At 55.2% G+C, this 24,764-nt stretch carries 20 protein-coding genes and 4 pseudogenes; 16 read left to right on the top strand and 8 right to left on the bottom strand.

Features of this window, described 5'->3' with window-relative positions; translation table 11 throughout:
* Positions 1-66: 66 nt before the first annotated feature.
* Entirely contained in the window at positions 67-738 is a 672-nt protein-coding gene (locus tag JCM25143_RS01275) for a hypothetical protein (RefSeq protein ID WP_159101569.1), read from the bottom strand.
* A 670-nt stretch (positions 739-1,408) separates the two neighbouring features.
* Between JCM25143_RS01275 and JCM25143_RS21200 the strand changes: the two genes are divergently transcribed.
* The 7 genes and pseudogenes from JCM25143_RS21200 to JCM25143_RS01300 all read left to right on the top strand — a co-directional run bounded on the left by JCM25143_RS21200 (position 1,409) and on the right by JCM25143_RS01300 (position 4,915).
* Positions 1,409-1,633 carry a hypothetical protein gene (locus JCM25143_RS21200; RefSeq protein ID WP_199897787.1) on the top strand — a complete coding sequence of 75 codons (225 nt, stop codon included), beginning with the start codon at positions 1,409-1,411 and terminating at the stop codon, positions 1,631-1,633.
* Entirely contained in the window at positions 1,630-2,367 is a 738-nt protein-coding gene (gene exbB, locus JCM25143_RS01280) for a tonB-system energizer ExbB (RefSeq protein WP_025859759.1), read from the top strand. Before JCM25143_RS21200 ends, exbB begins: the two co-directional genes overlap by 4 nt.
* Positions 2,368-2,371: 4 nt before the next feature.
* The gene (gene exbD, locus JCM25143_RS01285) at positions 2,372-2,872 is read left to right on the top strand and encodes a TonB system transport protein ExbD (RefSeq protein ID WP_025859760.1); all 501 of its coding nucleotides are present in this window, start codon (positions 2,372-2,374) and stop codon (positions 2,870-2,872) included.
* A 14-nt stretch (positions 2,873-2,886) separates the two neighbouring features.
* Positions 2,887-3,737 (top strand): annotated as a pseudogene (locus tag JCM25143_RS15745) (TonB family protein).
* A gap of 154 nt (positions 3,738-3,891) precedes the next feature.
* On the top strand, positions 3,892-4,032 hold the full coding sequence (locus JCM25143_RS23070; RefSeq protein WP_234394837.1) for a hypothetical protein: 141 nt from the start codon (positions 3,892-3,894) through the stop codon (positions 4,030-4,032).
* 8 nt (positions 4,033-4,040) lie between these two features.
* Positions 4,041-4,265 carry a hypothetical protein gene (locus JCM25143_RS23075; protein ID WP_234394838.1) on the top strand — a complete coding sequence of 75 codons (225 nt, stop codon included), beginning with the start codon at positions 4,041-4,043 and terminating at the stop codon, positions 4,263-4,265.
* 104 nt (positions 4,266-4,369) lie between these two features.
* Positions 4,370-4,915 carry a flavin reductase family protein gene (locus JCM25143_RS01300; RefSeq protein ID WP_025859761.1) on the top strand — a complete coding sequence of 182 codons (546 nt, stop codon included), beginning with the start codon at positions 4,370-4,372 and terminating at the stop codon, positions 4,913-4,915.
* Here JCM25143_RS01300 and JCM25143_RS01305 read toward each other — a convergent pair whose 3' ends face one another.
* Together JCM25143_RS01305 and JCM25143_RS15755 are read right to left on the bottom strand one after the other, a co-directional pair.
* On the bottom strand, positions 4,916-6,043 hold the full coding sequence (locus JCM25143_RS01305; RefSeq protein WP_035370288.1) for an L-dopachrome tautomerase-related protein: 1,128 nt from the start codon (positions 6,041-6,043) through the stop codon (positions 4,916-4,918).
* A gap of 2 nt (positions 6,044-6,045) precedes the next feature.
* Positions 6,046-7,396, bottom strand: a pseudogene (locus JCM25143_RS15755) (amidohydrolase family protein).
* 235 nt (positions 7,397-7,631) lie between these two features.
* Here JCM25143_RS15755 and JCM25143_RS01315 point away from each other — a divergent pair.
* Positions 7,632-8,696 (top strand): NAD(P)H-dependent flavin oxidoreductase, encoded by a 1,065-nt coding sequence (locus JCM25143_RS01315; protein ID WP_025859763.1) that lies wholly within the window; start codon positions 7,632-7,634, stop codon positions 8,694-8,696.
* Positions 8,697-8,754: 58 nt separating this feature from the next.
* Here JCM25143_RS01315 and JCM25143_RS01320 read toward each other — a convergent pair whose 3' ends face one another.
* Complete coding sequence (locus tag JCM25143_RS01320) at positions 8,755-9,405, bottom strand: response regulator transcription factor (protein ID WP_035370289.1); 651 nt, start codon at positions 9,403-9,405, stop codon at positions 8,755-8,757.
* Positions 9,402-10,556, bottom strand: coding sequence for a sensor histidine kinase (locus JCM25143_RS01325; protein ID WP_081773428.1), 1,155 nt, complete (start codon positions 10,554-10,556; stop codon positions 9,402-9,404). The genes JCM25143_RS01320 and JCM25143_RS01325 overlap by 4 nt, the downstream gene beginning before the upstream one ends.
* Before the next feature lie 119 nt (positions 10,557-10,675).
* On the opposite strand from JCM25143_RS01325, the pseudogene JCM25143_RS15760 reads away from it, so the two are divergent.
* A pseudogene (locus JCM25143_RS15760) lies at positions 10,676-13,086 on the top strand (TonB-dependent receptor).
* Between the two features lie 87 nt (positions 13,087-13,173).
* On the opposite strand, the gene JCM25143_RS01335 reads toward JCM25143_RS15760, so the two are convergent.
* Both JCM25143_RS01335 and JCM25143_RS01340 read right to left on the bottom strand, forming a co-directional pair.
* Positions 13,174-13,431, bottom strand: a complete 258-nt coding sequence (locus JCM25143_RS01335) for a putative hemolysin (protein WP_025859766.1) — start codon at positions 13,429-13,431, stop codon at positions 13,174-13,176.
* Between the two features lie 100 nt (positions 13,432-13,531).
* Entirely contained in the window at positions 13,532-15,019 is a 1,488-nt protein-coding gene (locus tag JCM25143_RS01340) for an aminotransferase-like domain-containing protein (RefSeq protein ID WP_081773429.1), read from the bottom strand.
* 182 nt (positions 15,020-15,201) lie between these two features.
* On the opposite strand from JCM25143_RS01340, the gene JCM25143_RS01345 reads away from it, so the two are divergent.
* The 7 genes from JCM25143_RS01345 to JCM25143_RS01375 all read left to right on the top strand — a co-directional run bounded on the left by JCM25143_RS01345 (position 15,202) and on the right by JCM25143_RS01375 (position 22,238).
* Positions 15,202-16,941: a TonB-dependent receptor gene (locus JCM25143_RS01345; RefSeq protein WP_025859768.1), complete on the top strand. Its 1,740-nt coding sequence runs from the start codon at positions 15,202-15,204 to the stop codon at positions 16,939-16,941.
* On the top strand, positions 16,857-17,543 hold the full coding sequence (locus JCM25143_RS21205; RefSeq protein WP_081773430.1) for a TonB-dependent receptor domain-containing protein: 687 nt from the start codon (positions 16,857-16,859) through the stop codon (positions 17,541-17,543). Before JCM25143_RS01345 ends, JCM25143_RS21205 begins: the two co-directional genes overlap by 85 nt.
* Before the next feature lie 12 nt (positions 17,544-17,555).
* Complete coding sequence (locus JCM25143_RS01355; RefSeq protein ID WP_025859770.1) at positions 17,556-18,611, top strand: amidohydrolase family protein; 1,056 nt, start codon at positions 17,556-17,558, stop codon at positions 18,609-18,611.
* A gap of 6 nt (positions 18,612-18,617) precedes the next feature.
* On the top strand, positions 18,618-19,211 hold the full coding sequence (locus tag JCM25143_RS01360; RefSeq protein ID WP_025859771.1) for an ABC transporter substrate-binding protein: 594 nt from the start codon (positions 18,618-18,620) through the stop codon (positions 19,209-19,211).
* Positions 19,212-19,282: 71 nt separating this feature from the next.
* On the top strand, positions 19,283-19,477 hold the full coding sequence (locus JCM25143_RS01365) for a hypothetical protein (protein ID WP_025859772.1): 195 nt from the start codon (positions 19,283-19,285) through the stop codon (positions 19,475-19,477).
* A 195-nt stretch (positions 19,478-19,672) separates the two neighbouring features.
* Entirely contained in the window at positions 19,673-20,965 is a 1,293-nt protein-coding gene (locus JCM25143_RS01370) for an MFS transporter (protein ID WP_025859773.1), read from the top strand.
* A 4-nt stretch (positions 20,966-20,969) separates the two neighbouring features.
* Complete coding sequence (locus tag JCM25143_RS01375; RefSeq protein WP_025859774.1) at positions 20,970-22,238, top strand: acyl-CoA dehydrogenase family protein; 1,269 nt, start codon at positions 20,970-20,972, stop codon at positions 22,236-22,238.
* Positions 22,239-22,308: 70 nt separating this feature from the next.
* On the opposite strand, the pseudogene JCM25143_RS15765 reads toward JCM25143_RS01375, so the two are convergent.
* Positions 22,309-24,609 (bottom strand): annotated as a pseudogene (locus tag JCM25143_RS15765) (FdhF/YdeP family oxidoreductase).
* Positions 24,610-24,764: the final 155 nt, after the last annotated feature.

The following is a 24,764-nucleotide window of genomic DNA, read 5'->3' on the forward strand; positions in this document are numbered from 1 at the left end:
CACCATTTTTCACCAGCGATGCTTCAGCTTCCGCCCGGAGCGATACGGGAAAAGGGCTGCGGTCATTCAGATCAGGCTGAGAGACAGCAATTGCCGTTGCATCTTGATACGCCCGTTCAGCCGCTCTCCGTTCGCAATATTGGATTCAGGCATAGGGATGTTGGCAATCAGGGGGGCAATGATACTCGAACCCAGTCGCCCGGCATCATCACGCAGGGCGCACAGGATCAGCGCATGCTGGACGGGGCCAGCCAGTTCCGGGTCTGAGTGAATGAGTTCGGCGGCTTTGCTCATTACGACAGCCTGATAGGCATCGTAAGTTGCAAAAAGGGCCTCGGTCGCACGTTGCACGCTCTCATAGCGCACGGGGGTTTCGGCCGCCGCCAACTCAACCAGAGCACGAGCCTGCACTAGATGGCGCATGATATCGTTATAGGGAACAGTCGCAACGATTGTGGCTGCCTGGTTAAGGGCGCGATCCGTCTCGGCACGGGCGGTGTTCAGTCTGGCACGTGCTGTCTCGATCTGCCCTACTTCTCCAGCCATCAGCACGTTGGATGGCGCGCGTTCGGCAGTGATCCGGCTGGCTGTGTCCAGCACCTGTCGGAGTTCTTCGAGCCCAACCACAGCATGACGTGCCTGAAAGAGTAGCTGGCTGACATGGAACAGAATGATACCCGCCAGAACCGTGGACAAAAAAACGGCAGCCAGTGCACCAATCCATAATTGCCTGCTCACCCCCAAACGGTAAGAAGACTGAGATTTTTTAACATGAGCTGGTGCTGTCAATTTGTGTCTTTCAATCCATAAAACCCGCTGGCTTTGATAAACTCTGCTCCGTTGCCCCGCCACCGCTGCACTGACAGGATTATAGAATGGTGCCATTTACGCCATCCTTACCCGTCTTGCAGCCCCCAACCTGCCTGTAAGGCGCATATCCAGTGATCGAGCACACTGGAAAATACGCCAAAGGTTGAACGTGTTAAGAGTTTGGTCGTTTCGAGATGTGTGAGCTTTCGGCCTGTACGCCAGCATTTCTGCGCCTGCCAGCAGGGTAATTGAGAGCACTGTGTCGCATAAGTCAATATGATGGAAAAACTGGGCCAGTCATAAATGGCGGACAAGCGCTTAACATCCAGCATCCCGGATTATTAACAGGGCAGGGATATGCGTTTTTCCGGGAGATAAAAATTTTCAGGTTTTCCTGAAAAAACAGCATGTCCGATCGTCTTTAAGGATAAGGGGCATAGTGTGGCGTATCGCTCATCGGGCGCAGGGGCCGACATGCTCATTTTTTTCGATATATTCGAAGGCAGCGGCATGATGGACCCGGTTGGCGATGATCCGAAAAAAAAGTTGCGACTCACTCTTACACGCAGTGACGAGAACTCTGCTTCCACCGGTTTTCGTGCTGCCTGCCACACTGACTCACACCCTTTCTCCCGGCTTGCTCTGGTTGTGGCCGGGTACCATGGGGGTGCTGACCCTTTTCGGATTGCTGTCCGCTCTTTTGGGCCAGCAGGGTCTGTGGCTGGTTCTGTCATGGGGCAGCCTGTCCATTCCTCTTATCACCACGGCCGCTTGCCTTGTTCGGGCATGGAGCAGACCGTCTTCCAAAGGAGGTCTTTCATGACCGAACTTGTTCCTGTTTCGTTTTCTCCATGGGAAATGTTTCTCGGTGCCGGCCCGGTTGTGCGGTGTGTCATGCTTTTGCTGGCCGTAGCCAGCCTGCTGACATGGACGATTTTTATCGCCAAATCTGTCGAACTGCTGCGCATAAAGAACAGGCTCGGTAAGGCTGAAACAGCGCTTGAAGACGCCAGTACTCTTGAGCTTGCCGAGGAGTGGACTCGTGGAAACATCTCCATAGCCCATGCGCTGATCATGGCGGCAGGCACAGAACGCACCCGGTCGCAAGATATTCCCGGCGACAATGAGGGGCTTAAGGAGCGTATTGTCCTGCATCTGGAGAGGCTGGAAACCGCTGAAGGCCGTAGGCTTATGCGTGGCACTGGCGTGCTGGCCACTATCGGGGCTACAGCACCCTTTATCGGCCTGTTCGGCACGGTCTGGGGTATCATGACAGCGTTCACCGGCATTGCCGCCAGCAAGGCAACCAGTCTGGCTGTGGTGGCACCCGGTATTGCCGAAGCCCTGCTGGCAACTGCGCTCGGTCTGGTCGCGGCTATTCCGGCGGTGGTGATTTATAACCATCTCGCCCGCCAGACGGCAGCGTGCCGCGCGCAGGTGGCAGACCTGACTGCGCTGGTGATGCGCCTTGTATCGCGGGATCTTGGGCGCATGCAGGCACATGGCGCGAGCACGCAGGTCGTGCGGCTTGGCTCTTCCCGCGTTGCGGGGGAGTAGCGGCATGATCCGCATACGCCATACTGATGAAAACCCGCATGAGGCGAGTGAGATCAACGTCACGCCCTTTATTGACGTAATGCTGGTGCTGCTGGTGATCTTTATGGTTACCGCACCCCTTACTACGGTTAACGTGCCGGTTGACCTGCCATCCTCAACCGAAAAACCGACCCCACGCCCGGATGATCCGGTGTTCCTGACCGTCAAGGCTGACCATCGCCTTGCACTGGGTGAGGAGGATATCAGCACAGATACCCTGCCAAGCGCACTGGAGACGGCAACCAAAGGCAACAAGGATGAGCGTATTTTCCTACGGGCCGACAGGAGCGTGGATTATGGTACGCTAATGGGGGTTATGGATAAGCTGCGGTCTTCCGGTTATCTCAAGGTCGCACTGGTTAACCTGCAGGGGCAGGAAGAGGGCAGCGAGGCCGGGACAGCCCCTGTGGCTAATGCAGATGCGACGTCTTCCGCCGGTTCTTCCGGGCCGGGCACTGCACCGTGAGTCGCGTAGCCGAAGTGGTGCCACAAAGTGGTGATGCCCATGCCTCATCCTTCGCTGGCTCCTTTGCCGACTGGCGGCGTGAGCAGTTACGCCATGTCCGGCAGGAGGAGGCTGTACGCTGGGGCGTATCCTTTCTGGCTGTGCTGGCACTCAGTGGTGGCGCTTTGTGGTGGGGGTTGCACCTACCGACCAGCCTGTGGCAGTGCCCGAGCCACCACCGGCTGCAATTGCCATCGATATGGCGCCGGAGCCTGTCTCCACGCCAATACCACCTACCGATGTGCCGCCGGGTCCACAACAGACCCGTTCCATCCCTGACCCAACACCGGTAGAGCCACCCAAAATTACGGCCCCGCCTTCACCTGCCATCAATCCGCCTGTGCCAGTTCCAGCACCGGACAAGGCGCATAAAATCGTTAAAAAACACAAGCCGGTGCCAGTACACGCGCAACAGAAACCCGATCTGAAACCGCCAGCAGATGCCACAACCGCGCCGCCATCATCAGAAGCGCCGCCGGCGCCTGAGCAGGCGGCGCCAGCTTCGGGGTCTTCTTCATCAAAGGCCTCGCACGATCCGGTTACGTGGCAGGGAGCTCTTCTGGCGCAGCTTGAAAAATACAAACGCTATCCGGCGGATGCCATGGCGGACCATCAGGAGGGAGTGCCAACTGTAACCTTCTCCATGGACCGCAAGGGGCATGTTCTGTCAGTTACGCTGGCTAGCAGTTCCGGCCACCCGTTGCTGGATCAGGAGGCCGTGGCCCTGCCGCAGAGAGCACAGCCACTTCCTGCGCCCCCAGATAGCGTTGCGGGGGATCCCATTACGCTAACAGTTCCTGTTGAATTCTACATTCATCAGAACTAACCGCATTTTTCCCAGTTTCTAACAGTTTTTGCATGACAGCATTTTCTGAACACCGCCGCTCGCTCCTGCACTTAATCAGATCCGTCCGGGTATGGGGGGAGACTGCCATGCGGTGCACGAACTGGAGCGCCGTTGCCTGGATGCTGGTATTAAAATGACTGATCTGCGCCGCGTGCTGCTTCATGGGATTGTGGAAGCCGGACCCCGAGTGAGTGCCGTGGAAATCTGGAAGACCCTAGGCAGTATGCTGCATGATGGCCATGCCCCCAGTCAGGTTCAATCCAGCGGAACCTGAACCTGCTGGTGGAACGCAATATTCTGCGGCGCGATGTTTCGCCTGACAGGCAATGGCACTACCGTATAGCACCAGAACGCAAGGCGGCTCTTACCATTACCTTTGTGGAGGCTGGAACCGGCCGAAAAATTGCCTGCGATTCACCAGAAATTGCCAATCTTCTACGCCGTGTCGCAGCAGAGCACGGGCTGGCCGTGCAGGGGGCATTCATTACCGTCAGCGCTGAGCATTAATGGCAAGCACATGCGCTTGCGAAAGGTGTATTCTGGCTAAACTGTCACGGCTTTCGTATGCTGTAACAATCGTGGAAAAACCGGCGGTATCGATGGAGGCCATCATGCAGCATTTCCCTCTCAACCGGGCTTTTACGCTGCTTGAGCCGGGGCCAGTCACGCTTGTTACCACGCATGACGGGCAGCGCGACAATGTCATGACCATTACATGGACCATGGTTCTGGACTTTGAGGCCCGCTTTGCCCTGTCTACAGGGCCGTGGAACTATTCGTGGCAGGCGCTTGTCAACACGCGGGAGTGTGTGGTGGCCATTCCATCGGCCGAGATGCTTGATACTGTCGTGGGGATTGGCCTGTGTTCGGGCAGGGATACAGACAAGTTTGAAAAATTCGGCCTGTCCCGGCACAAGGCAGGTAAGGTAAAAGCGCCGTTGCTGAGTGCCTGCCTAGCCAATATCGAATGTCGTGTAGTCGAGATCATAGAACAGTATGGGATTGTTGTTCTCGAAGGGGTCGCGGCTCATGCAGACCCTCACCGTGAACAGCGCTCCCCACTGCACGCCATAGGCGACGGTACATTCGTAACAGATGGCCGTGTGCTTGACCGCCGTGTGATGATGCGGCCCAAACTACCGCCCAGTGTGCTCTGATCAGTTTGCTGCCGGTGGGGCAATCGGCATGCGGGCAATCAGGTAAGGAGGGCGGCGCAGGTCCTGCCCGTTATGAAAAAGTGGCAGGCGGCTCCACTGCCCCAGAACGACATAAACATAATGGGCATTGGCAAAAATGCCGTCTGGCCAGACAAAGCGTGGGTCAGCAGCAATCAGGTCAAACGATCCATCAGTATTACGGCGGAAAACCGCATCATGGTCGGCGGCCGTAGTGTAAATACGGTTCCACGGGTCGGTTGCCAGACCGTCAGCGGCCCCTTTTTCACCCTCATCAGTCACGAGATGCGCTAGTTCATCCGACGTGACGGAAAAATCTGCCAGCCGATCAGTTGGTAGGCTGTAGAGGCGACGGCTGGCCAATGGCGCATAGTAAAGCCGGGTTGAATCAGCCGAAAGGGTAAGGCCATCTGCCCCGCTGGCGGGGAAAGCGGGCTTTTGGGTATCCATATGCAGCACACGGCCATCAAGCACGGTCTGATAGCCATGGTCGGGCAGGATCGAGACCGTGTTTTCCAGCACACGGCGCTGGCGACCCGATGCCAGATCGACCACAACCAGAGCCGGATGTCCATCGAACGAACTGTCCGTGACATAGGCGGTGCCCTTGGTACCATGGGTCAGGTCGATCCGCAGGTCGTTCATATGGCTGCCGGGGCGCAGAGCCTCCTTAAGTGGTACTGAGGCAATCTGCTCCCCTGTGAGTGGATCAAAGCCAACAATTTTTGCCCCACCTTCGGGAATGGCGTGGCCCTTGATCTTGCCATCATCAATAATCCACAGCTTACCGCTACTATCCGCTGTCATGCCATGGGGGGAAATAAGGGACTTCTGCGCGGCGGTGGATGGGAACGGCACAAGCTGGTTATTCTTCCATTCCCCCAGAACCGGGCCGGTGTGATCACCATCATGTTTGGGGAAGGTAAGAAACAGCCGCCCGTCAATAACCGCGATCCCCGAAGGGTCTGGCTGTGGGATACGCGCGATGATTTCGACCTGCCCCTGAGCACCAAACCCGGGATCGAGATTATCCTTGACCACAGGGGCAGCAAGAGCGGGGGAGGAGAGAGCCACAAACGAGAGCAGCAGAGTAGAAAAACGTAAGTTCATGGTCAGTTCCCGTTCTGTGACAGCGGGCCGGGAACGGATGTGCCGTTTTCCCATGTTTCAACAATCCTGTCCGCATCGCGGATGTCAGATGCAGGATTGCCTTCAACCACCAGCAGGTCAGCCCGCAGCCCCGGTGCTATGCGTCCGCGGTCGGTCAGTCCCATCAGGTCAGCAGCATTACCCGTTGCCAGTTTGATGGTTTCCAAGGGGGACAGGCCTGCCTGCACGGACAGGGCCAGTTCCCGATGTTCCGCAATGCCGGGAACGCGCAGCGGCATGGCACCGCTATCCGTGCCGAAACCGATCTTTACCCCTGCATCATGCAATGTTTTCAGGTTTTGCAGGTTGATTGCCAGAGAATCCCGCGAGAAACGCGCCTGCTTGCCGCTGGCATGCTGCTGGCGCCATGCGGGGTCAGCAATCTGCTGCTGCAACGCGGTGGACAGACCAGCACGGGTAAAGGCAGTGCGCGTCCATGGGGCTTCATCCGCCCATGCGGTAGACGCTTCGTCCAGCTCGAGGGTCGGGATATACCAGATACCCTTTGTCCTGAGCGTATCGACAAAAGCGGGTGGCACGGGTTTGTCCCGCACGCCATGGGCCAGAATATCGACACCGGCCGCCACGACACGTTGTGCGTCCGCAAGGTCATGAATATGGGCTGCGACCCGTAGCCCTCGTCGGTGAGATTCCTCCACCACGGCGGTAATAATTGCGGGTTTCATTTTCACGGGCAGGCTGTGGTCAAAATCATCAACCCAGATTTTAACCAGATCCGTGCCATGTGCGGCCATTACGCCCACGGCTTCGCGGGCTTCGGTTGGTGTTCGTGGCCTGATAAGCTGGTCCGGCGCGACATTGACCGGTGGAGCGCCCCTTGGCACGCCAATACCCGCATCCACCCAAACAGATCTGCGGGGAGCTGCCTTGCATGGGCCTCCTGTCGCAGGGTGTCGAAAAGGACGGGGGCGTTGTTACCCAGAGCGGTCACGGTGGTTACGCCGTAACGGCGATACTGCCCGAGTTCGGCCGTTATGGTATCCCGGGTATAGAATTGTGGCCCTGTGGTGGTACCCCCAACCTGCCCAACATGACTGTGATCAGAGATAAGGCCGGGCATGACTGTATCGCCCGTTCTGTCCAGAACCTGCGTGCCGGGTGGCAAGGTCAGATTCTGCCTACAGCGCGTATTATGGGGCCGTCAATCAGTATGGTCATGTCTTCGGCCGGAGGGGAGCCGGTGCCGTCGATCAGGCGCACATGGGTAAGCGCTACAGGATTGGCAATTGCGGGAGATGCGCCAAGCAGGGCAATAAAAACTGCGGCAAAAGCGGGTTTCATGGGGGCCTCCATAAAACGGGATACCGCATCATCAGGATCCGGCACAAAGGGACAGGGCTGTCAGCCTGCCTGTGGTGGCGGCATTATTACCGAGATGTCATGCAGGGGAAAGCACCAATTCCTGAACATAAAGTGAAAGCACAAAACACGCGGTCAGGCGTAGGGAGACTGCACAGGGGATATGTCGCGTATTTGAAAGCGCAGGTGGTTCCGTTATGGTGCCAACCAAAGAGGGTAAGGAGCGGTTATGGATCTGCTGGCACGACTGGGCATGACAGTGCCTCTTGTTCAGGCCCCTATGGCCGGTGTTTCCACTCCCTCGCTGGCTGCAGCAGTTTCCAATGCCGGTGGGCTTGGTTCGATCGGATTAGGGGCATCCAATGCCGCCACCGCGCAGGAGATGATTCACGCAGTGCGTGCTCAGACCGAGCGCCCTTTTAACGTCAATCTGTTCGTACATGCCACGCCCGTGCTCTCGCCAGAGAGGGATGCCGCATGGTTGAACTGGCTGGCGCCATTGTTTGCCGAATTTGGTGAGGCACCTCCCACACAGCTCAATACGCTTTACACCAGTTTTAATGATGACCCTGACATGCTGGACATGCTGCTGCATGTCAGACCGCCCGTTATCAGCTTCCATTTCGGTCTGCCACCTGTCCAAACGGTTTTGGCTCTGAAAGCGACAGGCGCTGTTCTGCTGGCATCCGTCACCAGTCTGGATGAGGCCCGCGCGGCTGAAGCCGCAGGTATGGATGCGGTGGTAGCGCAGGGGATTGAAGCAGGAGGACACCGAGGGATTTTTAACCCGGAGGGGGAGGATGATGCTTTAGGCATCATGCCGCTGACCCGCCTGCTGGTAAAACAGGGGCGGCAACCCGTTATCGCGGCTGGTGGCATTATGGATGGAGCGGGCATTGCGGCTGCACTGGCGCTGGGCGCCTGTGCAGCGCAAATGGGCACAGCTTTTATTTTATGCCCTGAATCCAGTGCGGATACAGGCTACAGACAAACCCTGTCTGGCCCGGCGGCATTTCATACCAGATTGACGCACCTTGTTTCCGGTCGCCCCGCACGCTGCCTTGGCAACAGATTTACCGCACTGGAAGCCATAACCGGCAGACCCGTAACTCCGGCCTATCCCGTGACATATGATGCAGGCAAGGCACTCCATAAAGCCGCCATGAAGCAGGGTGACTATGGCTATGGAGCATACTGGGCAGGGCAGGGGGCTCCATTGGCTCGGGCCATGCCTGCTCAGGAACTGGTTATGAAGCTGGTGGACGAACTGAAACAGGCCCGTGCTCAAAAATAGGCTGAAAGCGCAGCGCTATATTCTGGTTTGTTTTCAGTGTTTAATACGCTGCGTATTTTCAGCTTCTGTATCGCTTTATTGACGGGTCTCTAATACCCAGAAGTTCGCCCAAGCGTACCAGATCGGCAAAAGAGCGCGTTTTCATTTTTTTCATGACACTGGCGCGGTATATTTTAATGGAGACAATGCTCAGGGATAGGTGGTCTGCTATTTGCTTGTTCAGTAAACCGGCAATGGCCAGTCCCATAACCTCTTTTTCTCTGCTCGAAAGCGCGGCAAAATTCCTTTTTGCTTCCAGCGCGACCTGTTCCTGCGCCTTATTAGTTTTCCATAAAATCAATGCCTCATTGATAGCCTGTAACAGGGCCTCATGAGAGAAAGGTTTGGCAAGGAAATCAATTGCCCCGGCTTTCATACCCCGGACCGCCATGGGCATGGTGCCATGGCCGGTCATCATAATTACTGGAATACCGAGGTCAGCCCTGTTGATTTCATCTTGAATATCCAGTCCGTTGATGTTGCCAAGCTTGACATCCAGCAACAAGCAACAGGGGGTTTTTGGCAAATCTGCTTCCAGAAACATCAACGGATCGGAAAATGAGGATACCACAAACCCTTCGGCCCGTAGCAAACTATCAAGGGAGTTCCTGATCCCTGCATCATCATCGACAATAAGAATATGTCCCGGCATGGTGGTGTCTGACGTCATGACACAACCTGAGCAAGAGGAAGACGAACAGTAATTAATGCGCCAGCAGGCGTTGTGTTTTCCGCCCTGATTGTTCCACCATGAGAGTCCACAATGGCCTGACAAATGGAAAGACCCATACCCATGCCGGATTTTTTTGTGGTGCGAAACACTTCGAAATAAAGACTGGTTTCCGGGTCTTTGAAGCCTGTTCCGTGATCTTTTATCGTCATTTCGGCAAAATATTCTTTTTGGAATATAATCTGCGTCGAAATGACAATAGGTGAGGCGTAGTTTTTTGCCTGTCTGGACGCTTCGATCGCATTTAAAAGCAGATTGATGATCAATTGCTGGATTTCGGTTTTATTGCCATAAATAAAAGGTGGCTTGCCGTTATTTGTTTTTTGAATTTCAATGTGCTCCATAATATCACTGCTTTTCAGGAGGAATATTGCCTCTTGAATAACTTTTCTTAAATCGAGCAGGGTCTGGCGCTCAACCTGTTCGCCATGTGTCATATCCCGAACATTGCGGATAATATCCGCCGCACGTCTGGTATTGGCATCAATCTGGTCCAGACAATACAGAGCCTCCTGAATATTTGGGGTGGGGCGGCGCAGCCACCGGGTGCCGGACTGCGCAAAGGTGCCAATGGTTGAAAGTGGCTGGTTCACTTCATGCGCTATGGCAATGCCGATCTGCCCTAGTGTTTTGATCCGGTCGGCTCGAGCGAGTATCCGCGCCTGTTTATCCAGCGCTTCGCGAGCTTTTTTGTTGCGTTCGGTAATAATGGTGACAATAAGGTTTGCAGTTACGCCGAGTGCCAAACGGGCAACCCCTGCGTTGAAAAGGGTGTCGTTATGAACAATAAAGAAAGCGCTACATTCCAGTATCAGGCATCCAGCAGCAACCATGCGGAGCATTTTGATGGTGCATCGCTCGGCAACCAGTACAATAACCAACACGTATAGAACCCCGAAAGCATCATGCGCCGGGATAAGCGTAATCAAAAATACCAGAACGGCCATCCCGGTAGCGGAAAGCCATGTCCAGTAATGCATGAAAGAAACTCCTGAATGTGCTCTATAGAAAATGCCTGACCCTGTACAAACCATGGTTTTATAGAATGGTTGGAGGGCTTTGACTTTACCTAAAAGGGCTATTTTTATCATGGCGGCGCCAGTGAGCGGAACCTATACCAAAGTATATACATAAAAGTCATCGCATGCAATTGTGACTAAATCGCATTTGTGTTTTCTGTGATCCAAATTCTGGTCATGAAAGCACAGAAATGTCACGCCTGCTCACACCTAATAGAGTCCGCTCGACCCCGCTTGTTGCTGGGGTAGCCCTGTTATGTTCCGGTCTACATGTTGAAAACACGGAAGCCGCAACGCCTGAAAAACCTGCCAAACCCTCTCAACGGCATAGCGGTACATCCAGCGGCACGAATAAACCCGGAACACATGCCGCGACCGACCATGCCGCTGCCACACATGATACCAGTGCACAGCCCCTCAACGGGCCGCTTTCTGGTGGTCAGCATGCAAGCGAGCCGGGGGAAGAGCACATTACGGTTGTCGGCAGCCGGATGAATATCCTGCACGAGGATATTGGCCTCAGCCGTATGCTACCGACGTCATGCACACACCGCAGACCGTAAACGTCGTGCCGCGTGCGTTGATGGAACAGCAAAATGTCAAATCCCTCGATGAGGCCCTGCGTAACGTGCCGGGCATTACAGCCTCGGTAGGTGAGGGCGAGGGCGGGATGTCGGGCGACCAGTTCCTGATCCGTGGTTTTCAAGCCCAGAACGATATTTATGAAAATGGTCTGAGAGATTTTGGCGTATATACACGCGATAGTTTTTATTACGACCATGTTTCCGTCATAAAAGGCCCGTCGTCTGAAGTATTCGGGAACGGTACAACAGGCGGGGCGATCAATATCGTTACCAAGGCACCGCATGCTGGCAACTCCTATCAGGGCAGTTTTTCAGGCGGTTCCGGCTCCTATTATCGTGGAACGCTGGATATAAACCAGCAGATCAATGACAGCATTGCGGTGCGTCTTTCCGCCATGGGCAATGAAAATAATGTCGTGGGCCGGAATTACGTTTACTCTCACCGCTGGGGTATAGCGCCATCCATAACCTTTGGTATGAACAAGAAAATTTCCTACACAGTCGACTATTTTCATCAAAATGATAATCGTATTCCCGATTATGGTGTCTGGGTTGTCCAAAAACCGGGCACAGCCATTGCCAAACCCATTACCGAATACGGCGTAAACCGGAACAACTGGTACGGCACCACCTTCGATCAGGATGATATCAGCACCGACATGCTGACCGGACGCCTGACAGCAAAGGTAGCCCCTTGGCTCACACTGTATAACGACACCAAGGGCGGTATTTACCATCGTTATTATTCAGCATCGCAGCCCAATTGTAATGCAACCTGTGTTACCAAATATTTTGCAGGCGACCCCACGGCCTCCATTGTCAGAAACGGCGGCTTAGGAGGGCCTAATCCGTATAGCCAGAGTGACTGGTCCATTCAGAACGTGTTTTCAGGTATTGCGCGCTTCAACACAGGAAAATTCCGTCACGAGGTTATCGGCGGGTTCGATATCGAGCATGTTGAGGATCACAGACAGAATTTCGCGTATAATAAAACCCGTCCGGGCACGAACCTTGTCAACCCGTCCATGGATGTTTCGGGGCTGCAGCGGGTAAATTGCTCGGAAAATCCCAATGGTCTGGCCTCTATTCCCAATGGAGTAGGGCGTAAATGCTATAAGGATGGCAGCGCGACAGATATCGGCTTTTTCCTGTCAGATCAGATCTGGCTGACCAAATGGTTTGCCATCAAAGGCGGGTTTCGTCTGGATCAGTGGTATAGTTCCTATTCCGCAACCGGAGGTGTGAGCACAACGCCCGACACACATTTCAACCAGAATGAAACGACAGTTAACCCCACGGTTAACCTGATGTATATGCCTAACGATAATCTGATGGTGTATTTCAACTGGGCGGAATCAACCACGCCAACCAGCCTGTACGTAACAAACAGCAATGCGCCCTTTACCACCAGTTCGGGTTACGCGCCGGAGCGAAGCAGGCTGTATGAGGTCGGCGCCAAATATAATGCCTTCAAAGGCCGCATGGGCTTTACGGCGGCATTGTTCCGGCTGGAAAAAAACAACTCCACCATTACAGACCCAACCACGGGCGATGTCTCGGCCTCATCCGACAGTCAGCGCAATCAGGGGCTGGAGCTGAGTGCATCAGGCAACATTACATCTGACTGGAGTGTTATCGGCACCTATGCGTTTTATGATAGCCGGGTAACAGGCTCCCAGACAGCCGCAGATGTCGGAAAGCGTATTCAGTTCGTGCCGCAGAACTCCGCCACTTTGTGGAGCAGCTACAACATTGCTTCAAAAACGCCGTACAACCTGACGGTAGGCGGAGGCATAACATGGCGGCAGGGCGTATGGCTGGACGCCGCCAATACGGCACGCGTGCCCGCAACGGTTGATTTCGACGCCATGATTTCACACAATTTTGGCAAGCACTGGCGTGTCGCCATGAACGGCTACAACCTCGCAAACCGACTCAATTACAGCAACCTGTTCCAGAACCGTGTAACACCGGCGATTGGTCGCTCATTCCTGTTCAACCTTTCCGCCAGTTACTAAGCGCATAGGCGGTTACAGGAACACAAAAAAAGCCTGCATGCTCCAGAATTGCTCTGGGGGATGCAGGCTTTCTTGACGCGGTGGCTATTATTGTTTGGGGTAGTTCCTGCGGAACAGAGCCCATTCTTCTTCCACGGTGCCGTCGGGCAGGGTGCAGTATCCTACCTGTCCCTTATCGGTGTTCTTGATCGCGAGCGTTCCGCCGTGCTTGACACAATAAAGAGATGCCGGGTTGGGCATGTTCAAGGGCCGCATAGGCCTGATCTGCGTTTCATCATGGTGCTCACACCCCGCAATTCCCAATAAGGCCAGCATCAGACCCGGGACCAGTGCAATACGTTTCATGGTGTGCTCCATCGTTATTGTGCGTCAGCATTCTCTCTCTGGTAGAAGAGCATACGCGATGGCGGGTTGCCAGACCATGCCCTTATGCTGTCGGTTGTCTTTATACTGCAGCCCGAAGCCTTGCGAACAGTGTGTCCGTGCTTTCTTCTGGCACTTCGCCATATCCATGTGAAATAAGGCTTTGGAGTTCTGGTAAGCCTGCGGTCGAGCGTATGCCTGTGGCTGCATAATTACCCGGAAAACGAATGCCCGCATTTTCGGCTTTGGTAATGAAATCCGCCACACTGCCATGGTGGCCAGGCATGAACCAGCTTAGACGGGGGGCATGCTCCGTGCCGCAAAATTCTAGTCGCCCCAAGAAACGCTCCAGCGCAGCCATGAATGCCTCCCTACGCCGCATCATGACAACCCGTGTGCGCCGAAGAGCATTATCCAACTCGCCTGTATCAATCATGCGCGCCAGAGCTTCCTGCTCCAGCCAGGGCAGGCCATTGCCTGTCAGCAATTTGGCCTCCAGCACGGCTGGCAACAACGCCCATGGCACGACCAGATAGCCCAACATAAGGCCACCCCCAAGGCAGGGAGCAAACAGCCCCGCATGCAGCAGATTGCGCCCTTCGGTTAAGGAAAGAAGCGAGGGCAGTGGCTTTTTTTCCAGCGACAGCAGATCATACATGGACTCTTCAAACACAAGGCAGCGATCCTGCACGGCTAGGGAGGCGATCTGCTTGCGCCGGGGGAGCGAAAGCGTGACATTAGTGGGAATATGGCACCCCGGATTGACACAGAGCAGCCGAGCCTGTTCTGGCGCAAGCTCGGCCAGTTTCAGTCCTTTTCGGTCGATTGCACCATCTACGATGTGCATGCCGAGTTTTTCGTAAAGCTGGCGTTTGCCGGGGTAGCAGGGGTCTTCAAGAATGACCGAATCCCCTTTTTGCAGCAGCGCATGGGCGATGATGGAATGGGCCTGCTGCAACCCGGTAATGACAAGAATCTGCTGAGGGTCGATAGCCACACCATGACGCAGGTTAAGCCAGCGGGCCAAAGCCGAGCGCAGGAAAGGCAGGCCGGCGTTGGGCTGAAATTCGCCGCCCCGTCGCCAGTTATCTCGCAGGAGTAGGCGCTCGATCGTCTTCTGCCATGCAGGAAAGCGATAAAGTGGCATATCGCTGCCAAAGCCAAGGTTGAAAACGCCGTCCTGTGTACCGCTATAGCGCGCCGGGTCGCCAATAAACGCCTGATCGGGCCATACTTGCCCCCCGAGCGAGGCAGCTTCCATGCCACGCTCATTGCCAAGCATGACAACCGAACTGGTGCTGCATGGAGGTGAGGGGTGCACGAACGTCCCGCGTGAAGGGCGTGTCTGCAAATAGCCTTCCGTTTCCAGATATTCAAAAACCAGTACCACAGTATTGCGTGATACGCCCCAGCGCACCGAGGCCTCCCTGATACCGGGGAGGGGTTCATCTGGCCTCAGTGACCCAGCTGCAATAGCCGCGATAATCTGGCGTATTATCTGTTTTTGAAGCCCCTCGCGTGAGGCTCTGTCTAGCTGCGGCATGAACATGCGGGGCCCCTTTCTCTGCATATTGCACTATTTATAATAGTTTAAACTGTACCCATAAAATTCATAAAAACCGTCACTGCCGTAAAATTTATCCTAATAATACATATGAAGATAGTAAATGTCACAAACAACGCAGCGTGAAGCATGAACCAGTTTCCTCTTTCCCGGTCTCCCGGTCTTTCCTCTCCCCGTCCGGGAGAGCCATGGCCTGCCTGTCCTGGCGGAACCGGCTCGCCTGCGCTGCGCTGCCGTCCCTTATGCTGGCATCGGGTGCGGTGGCTTTTGCCTCGACCGCCAGCGCTGAAAGCACGGCCAAACCACCGAAAACCAAAGCGGTCGTTGCCGCCGAAAAAGCGCATCGTCCGCTCGCATCAGGGGGGCTGGAAACCGTCATGGTTACGGCTAACCGCCGTACGCAGGATATTCAGAAAGTCGCGGCAACGGTTACGGCAATTAGTGCTGCCACTATCGCCCGTCAGCACATGGATAGCGCTGCGGATATTGCGGCCTTTGCGCCCAACGCTCTGGGCTACAATTTCGATGGTCGCCTGCGCCCGCGTTATTACATTCGTGGTGTTGGCAACGGGAATGTGGCCAATAACGCCGTAGGCGCGGTCGCAATCTATGCGGATGATGTCTACCTCAACAGCCTGAGCTTTCAGGGTTTTCCCCTATTTGATCAGGCACAGGTTGCCATTCTCAATGGCCCGCAGGGAACGCTGTGGGGCAAGAACGCGACTGCCGGTGCCATCCAGTTTACCTCCAAACGCCCTGAATTCCGCAAGGAAGGTCATGCGCAGGTCGACTTTGGCGATTACGGGCAAAAACGCGGTGAGCTTGTTATCAACACGCCCATTACCGCACATACGCTGACCACGCGCCTGTCTGTCCGTCAGGAAAACTCGGATGGCTGGGCCAAAAATGCCTATACCAACAAGGATGTCGGCAATTTCGGCGACTTCGCGGCCCGGTTCCAGACTCTCTGGCGGCCATCAGACAAGCTTGAGTTTTTGCTCAATACGCATGTGCGGGACATGCAGAGTTCAAACGTGCCCTATTACAGCGCGCCTGCAACATCGGTTAACACGCCATTGCAGGCAGGAAGCCGTGACTGGACAAACTCCAACGTCAACGGACGGCAGGCGCTGGTGTCCGAAGGAGTATCGCTGCACACCACATGGCATCCCGGTCACGGTCTGACATTTACGTCCATAACCGCATTCGAAAATGCGCAACGTCGCCAGAGTGGCGATGGTGATTACACTGCTCTGGAATATAGCCGCGCCTACGACAAACTGCACCCGACACAGGTTAGTCAGGAGTTTCGTCTGGCATCGGACCAGCATCAGAGGATCGCATGGATTGCCGGAGCTTATTATTTCCATGAAAATCTGGATGATCACTACGCAACGGTAACGCTGCCCCCCGGCGCACCCACAACGCCCGCCATTATCGGGCAACCCGCTTTTGCCTCAACGCAGTACAGCCAGACAACTGATAGCTTTGCGGTATTCGGCAACACAACCATTCATGTCGTGCCATGGTTTCAGATTGCGGGCGGTGTGCGCTGGACACATGATCACCTGCATCTTGATCTGGATAGTGTTCAGGGCACAGCTCCGGTCTCGTTTGCGGGGAATGCAACAAACTGGTGGAATGCCCAGAATGTTCTTTCATCCGTGGTCGGCATTGACAGTTATCATGCCGGAAAAAGCTGGTCGAATGTCAGCTTTGATGTAGAGCCGCAGTTTCTGGTTGGAAAAGACCAGATGCTTTATGTGTGTATCGCAGATGGGTACCGCTCCGGGCTGTTCAATACCCAGATTACACCTAACCCCGTTAACCGGGTGGCACACCGTTGCAAACAGCACAACCCGTTAACCCGGAAACGCTTTTTTCCTACGAAGCAGGGTACAAGGGAAGCTGGTTTGATAAGCATCTGAGCCTGAGTGCGGATGGGTTCTATTCCACTTACGACAATATCCAGACCTCCTGGACCGCCACTGATCCGGCCACCAAATCAACCATTATTTCCCTGACCAACGCGGCGTCCGGCCGTAGCCTTGGTGGAGAATTCGCGTTTCAGGCCCGCCCGCTGGATGATCTGACAGTTTCTGGCAATGTTGGCGTGCTCAGAACGGAATTTACCGACTTTACAGCCCCCACAGGTGCTACCAGCCTGAAAGGCAACGAGTTCGCACGTGCCCCGCATCAGACAGCCAATGTCTCCGTAGACTGGAATTTCCATACCGGCATCGGCAATGGCAGCGTGGGTACACACTGGAACTATACCGGCCATTATTTCTATCTGGTTTCAAACGAAAAGGCTTCAGCCCTCCAGCAGTCGGCTGTCTGGCTGGGCGATGTGCATGCCTCTTTCCGGCCGGGTAACAGCCGGTGGGAGCTGAGCGGCATTGTCACCAACATTACGGGCAACCGCTATCTGGCTCAGGTGCTGCCGTATTCCGCCACCAGCCAGACCTTCACCTACCAATACAGCAACCCCCGCATGTTCCTGCTTTCCGCCCGCGTGGACTTTTTCTGAGGACGATACATCATGACGGCTTATAGTTCAGTTATCGATCTGCACACGCACTGGTTTCCACCCTCCACGCTGGATATTCTTGGCCGCAGGCAGAATGCTCCCCGTATCGGTCGGCAGGGGGATGAATTCGCCATCTGGCGGACAGGGGCGGGGGCTGGCAAAGGCGGTGCATTTCCGCTGGGACCGCAATGGTATGATATTAAAACCCGTCTGGCACATCTGGATGATGTCGGCATAGCGCACCAGCTTCTGTCATGGCCAACCACGCTGGGGGTGGACGCAGCCCTGCCTTTTGCAGATACACAGGAACTCTGGACGCAATGGAACAACGATACGGCGGCCCTTGTGGCCCAGTATCCCGGCCGGTTCAGCGGGCTTGCCGCCCTCAGCACTGATAATCTGGCCTGGTCAGCTAGAGAACTGGAGCGCGGGCATGAAAAACTAGGCTTGATCGGTGGCGTTTTGCCAGTCAACGGTTTTTTCTCACGCCAGTCGGCAGAGGCTTTCAGAGGAATTTTTGAGGTTGCGCAGGCGCATCGCAGCCATATTTATCTGCACACCGGCTTTGCCAGCCCGAGTATTCACGGACAGCCACCTGATATCGCACATGAGGATAACGAGGCCCTGCGCTGGGTTATCGATAATGGCTTCTGCTTTGCCTCGGCTGTCGCCACGCTGGCGTTCACGGATTTTCTGGCTCCTTTTCCCGATGTAACACTCCAGATCGCGATGCTGGGCGGCACGGCGCTGGGGGCATTGGCTGCTGAGCAGGCCGGGGTTTCTCCTCGTGTACAGGCCGGGCCACTGAGCGAGCATTTCAAGCAGATCTGGCTTGATACCGGCGCGGCAGGCAGCGGCACAGCCGCTGTTGCGGCAGCGGTGCGGGTGCTGGGCTCCAACCGGATTGTTTTTGGCTCGGACTACGCCCCTGTGCCCGATATCCGCCCCACGCTGGAGCGCGTAAAGGCCGCAACAGCAGGCGACCCCGACGGTCAGAAATCGGTTCTTTCCAATAATGCAAAACAGCTTCTGGCACGCCACGGTGTCCATGTTGCTGGTCAGGAGTAAGCAGTCATGACACGTCCGGTCATTCATTATACCCGTTGCCCCGCTGTCCCGACCATTAGTGCTCTGGCGGAAGCATGGGGCACCCTGCGTACCGAGTTCGCACAGGAAACAGCGGCAGACTTCGTATTTCAGTCCGTCGGCTTTTCGCCAAAAACCGAATACTCCTACGATGAGCGCTTCTGGCTCCGCAATGCCGGGCATGCACCAGCTATCTGGAAAAAAAGCCATGGGGTGGACTGCAAGGTTGTAGGGCTGGCTTTTCTGGAAGGCCGTTATCCGGTTCTGTCGCTCCACAGTTCAGGTGTGGCGGCACCGCAGGACCTGAAGGGCAGGCGGCTTGCGGTGTTCCATAACCCGGATAGTCCGTTTGACCTCATGATTGCGCAGCAGCTCAAGATTTATCAGACCACGCTGGCCACAGTGGGGCTGAGCCTTGAAGATGTCGAACTGGTGCGTCTGCCCCGCACATTCTCTCCACAGGGGGGACGTGACGGCTTTCTGCTTAGCGGGTTCCGCAGTGCGTTGGCAGCGCTGGAGGAGGGCGTGGTTGATGTCGTGACGGCTCCATCCCACCTGATGGCGGTCTCTACCCCCGCCTGAACATTCTGTACGACACAAGGCTAGCGGCAGACCCGGTTGCGCGGGTCAATCCTTCCATCCTGCGTGGGCTGGTGGTCAGCACGGCGTTGATTGAAGAACAGCGTGATCTGCTGGTCAGGATTGTGGCGACACTGGTCAAAACTGCCGACCGCGCGGCTGCCCAGCCGCTCGAGGCGTTGCGGGCTCTGGCCTCTGATCTGGGGCAGGCTCCTGAAAGTCTGGCTTCTGTTTATGAGAATATCGCCAGGGCATCCGTCTTGATCTGAATGACGATTACCTTGCAGCCCTTGAATCGCAAAAGGCCTTCCTGCTGCGTCAGGGGCTGATCGAACGGGATTTTGACCTGCAAAGCTGGGTCGACCCTTCGATCCTGACAGAAGCAACAATCCTTGCTCGGCGCAGGGTTGGCAGCCCCGATACCACCTCCCACCCACATCCACAGCCGGCATGAGGGAAAAGCCATGTCCTCCACCGCGACGCCTCTTGCACCCTCCACACCCGTCATGACGCCATCACCCGGCATTACGAGCCCCGAAGCCGTGGCGACCCGACATACCGCGCTGGCCCTGCTTCTGGCGACAGGGACCGTCTGCGCCATGGATACCATGGTGCTTTCCGGCCTGCTGACACCGATAAAAGCAGACCTGCACCTGTCTGATGCGGCTTTTGGCAGCGTGTCATCGGCGTCTACGCTGGCGGGTATTCTCGGCGCGCCTCTTTTTGCAGTTCTGGCCGCACGGTTCAGCCGCCGTTCGGTTCTGGTTGGCTCTATTATCCTGTGGAGTCTGGCTTCAGCGGGCAGTGCCCTGTCCACAGGACTTGCCACGCTGGTTCTGTGGCGCACGCTCACCAGCTTTGGCATGGCGGCGTATCAGGGCATTGTACCCGGCTGGCTGGCCGATCTTTATAACCGTAAAGAACGGAATTTCGTCTTTGCGCTGTTCATGCTGCGCAACAAGCTGGGATCGGCTCTGGCTTTTGGTGTCGGCGGCTGGATTGCCGCACATTCCAACTGGCATCAGGCTTTTCTGCTGACAGGCCTGCCGGGGCTGGTGCTGGGTGTTTTGTTGCTGTTCGTGCCAGAGCCTGCTCCCGGTCAGTCCGACGGGCATGTCGGGCGATCAGAACTGGTGCTGAACTGGCGGCAGCAGGTATCCGTCTTCCGTATCGCCCCTTACACCACACACCTGATTGCCCTGAGCCTGTTTTTTTCAGGGACCATCACGGCGCAGATGTGGCTCCCAGCCTTTTTGCACCGCGTGCATGGGCTGGATAACCTGCATGCCACGGGTTTTGCCTTTACCGCCCTCATGGCCACACTCCCTGCCGGGCCTATCGGCGGCTGGCTAACAGGGCGATACCTTGCCGGCCGAACGGGTGCCATTGCTGTGTCGTTGGCACTCAGTGCTCTGCTGGCGGCATTTTTCTTCCTGATTGCGTTTACAGCGCCCTCTCTGCGGGTTTGCGAACTGTTCGCCCTGCTGGCCATCACCTCATTCGGGGCTACGGCAGGCAGTTTGACAACGCTTCTGGTGGAAACGGTTCCACCTTCGCTCCGTACCATTTCGGGCTCTTTTGGCGCCATGGTGGCCGGTGGTGTTTCGGGCTTTTTTGCACCGTGGCTACTGGGTCTGATTTCAGACCATGCCGGTCTCGCCCAGGCCATTCTGATCGGGCCCGCCTTTTACGCCGTGTCCTCTATTTTCTGGATATGGCTTGCCATTCATTCGAAGAAAAACTCTCAAGGAAACTGAAACCATGACTGTTCTCGAAAAAAACAGAACCATTCCAGCACCCCGCAACGAGCTTGTGCGCGTAACACGCCCGCAACAGATCGCACCTTTCCCGCAGGATTGGGTAAAGAGTGCAGGGGATCTCGCAAAGGAATTTGCAGCCGGTGCCGTGCAGCGTGATCTGGAAGGCGCACGGCCGGTAGATCAGATCCGCCGCCTGCGCGAGACAGGGCTTGTCAGCCTGCTCTATCCTAAATCACTTGGTGGCGGTGGTGGCACTCTGAAGGACGCGGCACAAAGTGTTCTGGGAATTGCCAAGACTGATGGATCGACCGCAGCCCTTCTGGGGTTCAACTACTACAATTCACTCGTACCACTTCTAACCGACTATACAGGCAACAATGATGCGATCGTGCGTCAGGCAACGGAAAATCGTTTTTTCTGGGGGAATGTCACTCAGTACGTAAACAAGGAGTTTGTCGCACAGCATCACCCTGATGGTGGATTTACCATTACCGGCACGAAAAAATGGAATACAGGCGCGCCTCTGGCTGAAGTAACCACACTGCTCGCCATTCACCCGGATAAGGATCGCTATATTTACGCAGTTATACCAACCGCGCGCGAAGGGCTAGAATTTCATGATGACTGGGATCCTATCGGCCTGCGCGGCACGGATTCCGGTACTATTACGTTCCATAATGTCCGTATCCTGCCAGATGAAGTGCTGCACTGGGGCCACGGCCCTGCTCAGACAGGCCCGCTACCGCTCTGGGCCAGCTTTGGCGCTATTTTCTATACGGCTGTTTTTATCGGGCGCACGCTCGGAGCCCTTGAGCAGGTGCGGGAATGGTCCCTGCATGGACGCCGACAGGGTAGTTATGGGGGCGTGAGTATCTCGGCGGACGATCCGTTCATTCAGGCTGAATTTGCTGAATACTGGGTACAGGTTCAGGCAGCACAGGCTTATTTTGAAAAGGTCATAAAATCTGTTCAGGAACAGTGGGAACGCCGCACCTCCCTGACCGATGAGGATTATGGAGCCATAGCGCTGGAAACACTCTCGCTACGCACATTTGCTTCGCGCACGGCCTTGCATATAACGCCGCGTATTTTCGAACTATTGGGTGGCCGGGCAACTGGAAGAGAGGCGGATTTTGACCAATATTGGCGCGATGTCAGAACCCTGTCTTCTCATGACCCGGAAGTGCTGGCCCGTCGTGTGATTGGGCGGCATGTATTGCATCAGGAACCACTGATTTTCCCGGCGCATTTCAAGAAGGATAACAGCTGAAAATCATCTAAACTGCCCGCTGGTTTACTCCAGCGGGCAGATTTTTGGAAATCCAGAGGTAGCTAAACGCTTACCCAGCGATACGGATTGGAGCAGCAGAGGCAACGCTCGGCACAACCTTGACCGGAATTGCCTTCGCCGCTGGCGTTCCGCTGGTTTCATCATGGAAATCGAGAGGCAGAAGCGGGTTGAGCTCGGGATAATACCCTGCAATGGCCCCACGGGGCATCGGGTAGTCAAGAATTCTCAGCCCGTCAACATACCGTCGGTAGCCGTCATCACTATAGGTTTCAAGAGCCACAACAGCACCGTTCTCCAGTCCACGATCCTCGCGATCCTGCTTGTTCATGAAAATAACCAGACGGTTATTATAGACTCCGCGATAGCGGTCATTATTGCTGTAGATTGTGGTGTTGTACTGATCATGCGAACGAATGGTTGCAAGACGCAGCATGGCCGGATCATTAATCACCGCATTCACTTCAAGTCCCTGCATGACAAGAAAATTAGCTTTCCCGCTCGGCGTCATCCAGACCCGGCGGCGGGGCGGAATATCCAGATGGAAACCATGAGGATCTTTCATTTTCTCTGAAAAATCAGCATAGATTGCCGGATAGACTTCGGCGATTTTGTCACGGATCAGAGAATAGTCGTCTATGTAACGGGCCCACGGCAGCTTTGAATCCGGCAGGGTTGCCATGGCAATCCGGCATACGATTTCTGTTTCCGGCAGCATGCTGGTACTGACAGGCTCAAATACACCACGGGATGCTGTCACGTTCGACATTGCATCCTCAATCGTTACAAATTGTTCGCCCGTGCTGGTTTTGATGATCTCGGAACGTGAGACAACCGGCAGAATAAGGGCGTCTTTGCCGTGAACAAGGTGCCCACGGTTGAGCTTCGTGGCAATGCTACAGTCAGGTGCAGCTTTTCCATCGCGGCGTAAGAGCGCTCGGTATCCGGGATCGCCCGCGCGAAGTTACCTCCCATACCGATGAAGACCTTGGCATAACCCGCTCCATAGCTTCAATCGCTTCTACAACATGGTGGCCATGTTCGCGGGGCGGTTCGAAGCCAAAGACATCACGGACACGATCAAGGTAAGCCTGTGTCGGTTTTTCATCGATCCCGACAGTTCGGTCTCCCTGTACATTGGAGTGTCCACGGATTGGAGCAACTCCGGCACCTTTTTTACCGAAATTGCCTTTTAGCAAGAGCAGATTGGCAATCTGCTGGACAAGGTGCGAGCCTTCCTGATGCTGGGTTATTCCCATCCCATAACAGATAATTGTTGCTTTTGATTTTATGTAGATCTGAGCAATACGGCGGATCTGCTCCTCTGAAATCCCCGATATGCGGGTAATATCCACCCATGACTGTGACATCACATCTGCACGCAGGGCGTCCAGTCCGGCCGTATGGTCTTTGATGAAGTCCTGATCCAGAACGTCCTCACCGCGTGCTTCAGCTTCAAAAAGCACACGCATCATGCCCTTGAGGATTGCCAGATCCCCACCAATCCGCACATGAACGAACTCGCTGGAAATGGCCGTAGAGCCAAATGTGCTCATCTGCACAATATCCTGCGGCTCCGTAAAGCGGATCAATGCCCGTTCAGGCATGGGGTTGATCAGGACAATCGGAATCCCCCGTTTGCGCGCCTCTACGAGGTTCGTCATCATACGTGGTGAGTTGGTTCCGGTGTTCTGGCCTATAATAAAAATCGCTTCGGCATGTTCGAAATCGGCCATGACAATCGTGCCTTTACCAATGCCAATCGATGCCGGAAGCCCGCGTGATGTGGGTTCATGGCACATATTCGAACAATCAGGAAAATTGTTGGTCCCGAATTCACGCACAAAAATCGAGTAAAGAAACGCCGTTTCGTTCGCTGTACGACCAGAGGTATAGAACTCAGCTTGGTGGGGGCTCTCCAGCGCCCTGAGATGTTGGCCGATAAGCGTAAAGGCGTCGTCCCATGCTATGGGCAGGTATTTGTCTGTCGCTGGGTCGTAACGCATTGGCTCGGTCAGACGTCCCTGCATTTCCAGCCAGTAATCGCTCTGTTCCATTAACTCAGTGACGGTATGTTGGGCAAAAAACTCACGTGTAAGGCGCGCCTTGGTTGCCTCATGTGCCAGCGCTTTTGCCCCGTTCTCGCAAAATTCGAGTTTCTTTCGATGGTCAGGATCAGGAAATGCGCAACTCGGGCACTTGAAGCCACCCGGCTGATTCATCGCAAGCAATCCGCGGGAACCTTTAACGAGAACACTCTGCTCCATGAGTACTTTAGCCGTGGCACCAGCCGCCCCCCATCCACCTGCGGATGATGATAGGGTTTGAACTCGGACTCATTTTTCTTGCTCATGGGGCCATACCTTCTTTTGGAGAACGTCGGAACAGGTTCAACGCCGCTGCAGTCTCTTCGTTTACATGCTTTGATCTGCAGAAAACGGTCAATGTGAAATATCGGTCATGTGAGTTTTCACAGCATGTTGAAAATTTCAAAACCCTGTAAATTAG

This window comes from Acetobacter papayae JCM 25143 (assembly GCF_000613285.1).
GTDB classification, from domain to species: domain Bacteria; phylum Pseudomonadota; class Alphaproteobacteria; order Acetobacterales; family Acetobacteraceae; genus Acetobacter; species Acetobacter papayae.

Bases quoted from the DNA above. Each gene is read 5' to 3' on its own strand.
- exbB (WP_025859759.1), top strand. From the start codon at position 1,630: ATGACCGAACTTGTTCCTGTTTCGTTTTCTCCATGGGAAATGTTTCTC.
- exbD (WP_025859760.1), top strand. From the start codon at position 2,372: ATGATCCGCATACGCCATACTGATGAAAACCCGCATGAGGCGAGTGAG.
- JCM25143_RS23070 (WP_234394837.1), top strand. From the start codon at position 3,892: ATGACTGATCTGCGCCGCGTGCTGCTTCATGGGATTGTGGAAGCCGGA.
- JCM25143_RS01300 (WP_025859761.1), top strand. From the start codon at position 4,370: ATGCAGCATTTCCCTCTCAACCGGGCTTTTACGCTGCTTGAGCCGGGG.
- JCM25143_RS01305 (WP_035370288.1), bottom strand. From the start codon at position 6,043: ATGAACTTACGTTTTTCTACTCTGCTGCTCTCGTTTGTGGCTCTCTCC.
- JCM25143_RS01315 (WP_025859763.1), top strand. From the start codon at position 7,632: ATGGATCTGCTGGCACGACTGGGCATGACAGTGCCTCTTGTTCAGGCC.
- JCM25143_RS01320 (WP_035370289.1), bottom strand. From the start codon at position 9,405: ATGACGTCAGACACCACCATGCCGGGACATATTCTTATTGTCGATGAT.
- JCM25143_RS01325 (WP_081773428.1), bottom strand. From the start codon at position 10,556: ATGATAAAAATAGCCCTTTTAGGTAAAGTCAAAGCCCTCCAACCATTC.
- JCM25143_RS01335 (WP_025859766.1), bottom strand. From the start codon at position 13,431: ATGAAACGTATTGCACTGGTCCCGGGTCTGATGCTGGCCTTATTGGGA.
- JCM25143_RS01340 (WP_081773429.1), bottom strand. From the start codon at position 15,019: ATGCAGAGAAAGGGGCCCCGCATGTTCATGCCGCAGCTAGACAGAGCC.
- JCM25143_RS01345 (WP_025859768.1), top strand. From the start codon at position 15,202: ATGGCCTGCCTGTCCTGGCGGAACCGGCTCGCCTGCGCTGCGCTGCCG.
- JCM25143_RS01355 (WP_025859770.1), top strand. From the start codon at position 17,556: ATGACGGCTTATAGTTCAGTTATCGATCTGCACACGCACTGGTTTCCA.
- JCM25143_RS01360 (WP_025859771.1), top strand. From the start codon at position 18,618: ATGACACGTCCGGTCATTCATTATACCCGTTGCCCCGCTGTCCCGACC.
- JCM25143_RS01370 (WP_025859773.1), top strand. From the start codon at position 19,673: ATGTCCTCCACCGCGACGCCTCTTGCACCCTCCACACCCGTCATGACG.
- JCM25143_RS01375 (WP_025859774.1), top strand. From the start codon at position 20,970: ATGACTGTTCTCGAAAAAAACAGAACCATTCCAGCACCCCGCAACGAG.